The sequence below is a fragment of the Micromonospora globispora genome (assembly GCF_003857015.1).
Taxonomy (GTDB): Bacteria; Actinomycetota; Actinomycetes; order Mycobacteriales; family Micromonosporaceae; genus Micromonospora; species Micromonospora globispora.
On sequence record NZ_QGGF01000346.1, the window covers coordinates 1 to 2,803 of the forward strand.

Annotated in this window: 2 protein-coding genes and 1 pseudogene; 2 read left to right on the forward strand and 1 reads right to left on the reverse strand. The window is 73.9% G+C overall.

Features of this window, described 5'->3' with window-relative positions; translation table 11 throughout:
* The coding region (locus DKL51_RS16965; RefSeq protein ID WP_124812255.1) for a lytic polysaccharide monooxygenase auxiliary activity family 9 protein at positions 1–872 on the reverse strand (872 nt) is incomplete at its 3' end.
* A 210-nt stretch (positions 873–1,082) separates the two neighbouring features.
* Here DKL51_RS16965 and DKL51_RS16970 point away from each other — a divergent pair.
* Together DKL51_RS16970 and DKL51_RS16975 are read left to right on the forward strand one after the other, a co-directional pair.
* Positions 1,083–2,285, forward strand: coding sequence for a DUF11 domain-containing protein (locus DKL51_RS16970; protein ID WP_165823074.1), 1,203 nt, complete (start codon positions 1,083–1,085; stop codon positions 2,283–2,285).
* A gap of 166 nt (positions 2,286–2,451) precedes the next feature.
* Positions 2,452–2,803 (forward strand): annotated as a pseudogene (locus DKL51_RS16975) (DUF4153 domain-containing protein); the annotation flags it as partial.

The window sequence follows — 2,803 nt, forward strand, 5'->3', positions numbered from 1 at the left end:
GTGGTCGCCAACAGCACGGTGACCACCGCGGCGGCCCCGGCCACCAGCGGCCAGCGTCCACCGGCGAGGTCGGTCACCGCCGCCACCGGGACCCCGGCCTCCCCGGCCGGCGGAGCATCGGCCGGTGGGACGGTACGCGGGGACGCCGACTCGCCCTTGGTGGCCGGGGTGGCCGACGTGCCGGTCCGGGCCCCCTGGACAGTCTTCGAGGACGGCCGGAACACCACGTCCGAGCAGGAGTAATAGGTGTCCTGGGTGTCGGAGTTCTGCCAGATGACGTAGATGAGGTGTCGACCGGTGCGACCCGACGGCAACCGCCCCGGCATCTGGTACGCGCCGTCCCGCAGCGGCGGGTCGGTGACCGTCATGAACGGCCGCGGTTCCAGGTCCGCCCAGGTCAGCCGCTTGCTGGGGTCGTAGGAGTCGACGGTGGCGTAGAGCCGGAACGTGCCCTTGTGCGGGATCGTGGTCCGGTAGCGGAAGGTGAACCGGCTCCCGGCGCTCACCTCGGTCGCCGGCCAGTCCGGGCGGGGCAGGTCCAGCCCCCGGTACGCCGACAGCCCACCGCTGCACAGTTCGCCGTCGGGGATCCGCTCCCGGTCCCGGCCGTCGACCCGGGCGACCCGGATGTTGTCCCACTCACGTACCGCCGCGCCCGCCGCGATCGCCGCGCGGCAGGCGGGCGTCGTGGCGTACCCGCCCTCGGGTCCGCAGGCCGCCGCCCGGCTGAGCGGAGCGGTGGGTGCGCCGTGCGCCGCGGCGGGGACGGCGGTGAGCAGCAGGGTCGCGGCGACGGCCGCGACGGCCGCGACGGCGGCGACGGCGGCGACGGCGGCGACGGCGACGGCGGCGAGCATTCGGCGTACGGCCATGTGATCGACCTCCCGGGCAGAGGTACGGCCGCGGGAGGTCAACAGTTCGACGGCCGGGCGCCCGTGCGGTACCTCACTCAATGCCCCGTCGGGAAACGGCGCGGCATCGTGACCGGGCGGCCGATGCGCCGACGCACCTCAACGGCGATAGATTTCCCTGGCTGGATGCCTTCCGGAGGTCCTCGTCGAGGACAGGGAAGAGGAATGCCGATGTCCCGGCTCGCCCGCACCCGTCTGCTGTCCGCCCTCCTGCTTGGCCTGGTCTCCGTGGTCGTCCCCACTGGAGCGGCGCGAGCGGCCGCTCCGGTGGATCTGTTCGTCTCCGATGTCAGCGACAGTCCGGACCCGGTCTTCGCCGGGTCGACCGTCTCCTACACCGTCCAGGTGGGCAACCGCGGCCCGGGCACGGCGACCGGCACGCTGCTGACCGCACCACTCCCGGCCCGGGCCTCCTTCCAGGGGTCCAACGACGACCGGTGCAGCGCCACGTCGACGTTGATCACCTGCGACCTGGGAACGCTGGGCGCGCCCGGGATGGTTTCGCCGCTGATCATCGAGGTCAGGCCCACCGAGGCGGGGACGCTGTCGCTGACCTTCACGGTGTCCTCCACCGAACCGGACACGAACCCCTCCGACAACAGCCGTACCGCGACCACGACGGTGACCACACCCACCGAGGCCGACGTCGCGCTTCAACTGGGCGCGCAGTACAACCCCATCCACGCCGGCACGCAGTTCCTCATCTCCGCCGGGATGTTCAACTCCGGCCCAGCCACCGCCACCAATGTCACGGCGCGGCTCCGGATGCCGGCCGGCCTCTCGGTCACGTCCGGCGCCGCCTGCGTACCCGACGGGACCGACTCGGTCTGCACCGTCGGCCCGACCGAGCTGCCCGCCCCGGCAGGATCCACCGCCCTGCTTTGGGTGACCGCGTCCGCACCCGGAGACTTCACGATCTCGGGCTCCGTCACGGCAGACCAACCGGACCCGCAGCCGGCGAACAACAGCTCGTCCGTCTCGTTCACCGTGCTGCCCGCCGCGGACCTCGCCGTCACGGTCAGCGAGTCCAGCGACCCGAGCCTCCCCGGTCGGGCCCTCACCTACACGCTGACGGTCACCAACCACGGCCCGTCGCCGTCCGCCGCCCACCTGACCGACGCGTGGTCCGCGACGGTGGCCGGTGGCGTCACGCTGCTCTCCGTCGAGCCGTCGCAGGGCGGTTGCGGGTCGACCATCGCCGGGCGGGTCGAGTGTGACCTCGGCGTACTGGCCAGTGGAGCGACCGCGACCGTGGCGGTCAGCCTGCGGCCGCAGGGCGTGGGCACGGTCACCACCGAGGCCCGGGTGACCGGCACCGAGTACGACGGAGATCCGACCAACAACACCGCCACGGAGACCACCGCGGTGCACTGAACCCGGGCGTGGCTGCTGATCCACCGGCCAGTCGGGGCGGCGGGGCGGACGCCGTCACCGGACCGGCCGGGTGTGCTGACCGACCGGTCGGTGGACCGCTCGGGGGACGGCGGGCGGAGGGCCCTTGGCCCTACAGTGACGGCACCCTGTGATCAAGGAGCGTCCTGTGTCCGAGCCGCCATCGGCGCCAGATTCACCCCGGACCGCCGCGGCGGCCGGGTCGACGGGTGGCGACGTCCCCGCTGACGCCACGCCGTATCTGCTCGTCATGCCCACCGCCGAGGGCCTCCCACCGGGCGTGGTGTGGCCCGGTCAGGAGGGCCAGCCCGCGTGGGCGATTCCGGTCACCGTCCCGGCCGGCACCCGCGGGTACGCCCTCTTCCTGCCCCTGGTCCCGGCGAGCCTGGCCGAGGGCCAGCCGCCCGCCCCGGTCGCGGTGATCCCCGCGCAGCCTGCCACCGGCACTGCGCCGGCCCCGGCGAGCGGCCCGGCTCCGGCCGGCGCCGTCCCCGCCCAGC

Coding starts and splice junctions, on each gene's coding strand:
- DKL51_RS16970 (WP_165823074.1), top strand. CDS start 1,083: ATGTCCCGGCTCGCCCGCACCCGTCTGCTGTCCGCCCTCCTGCTTGGC.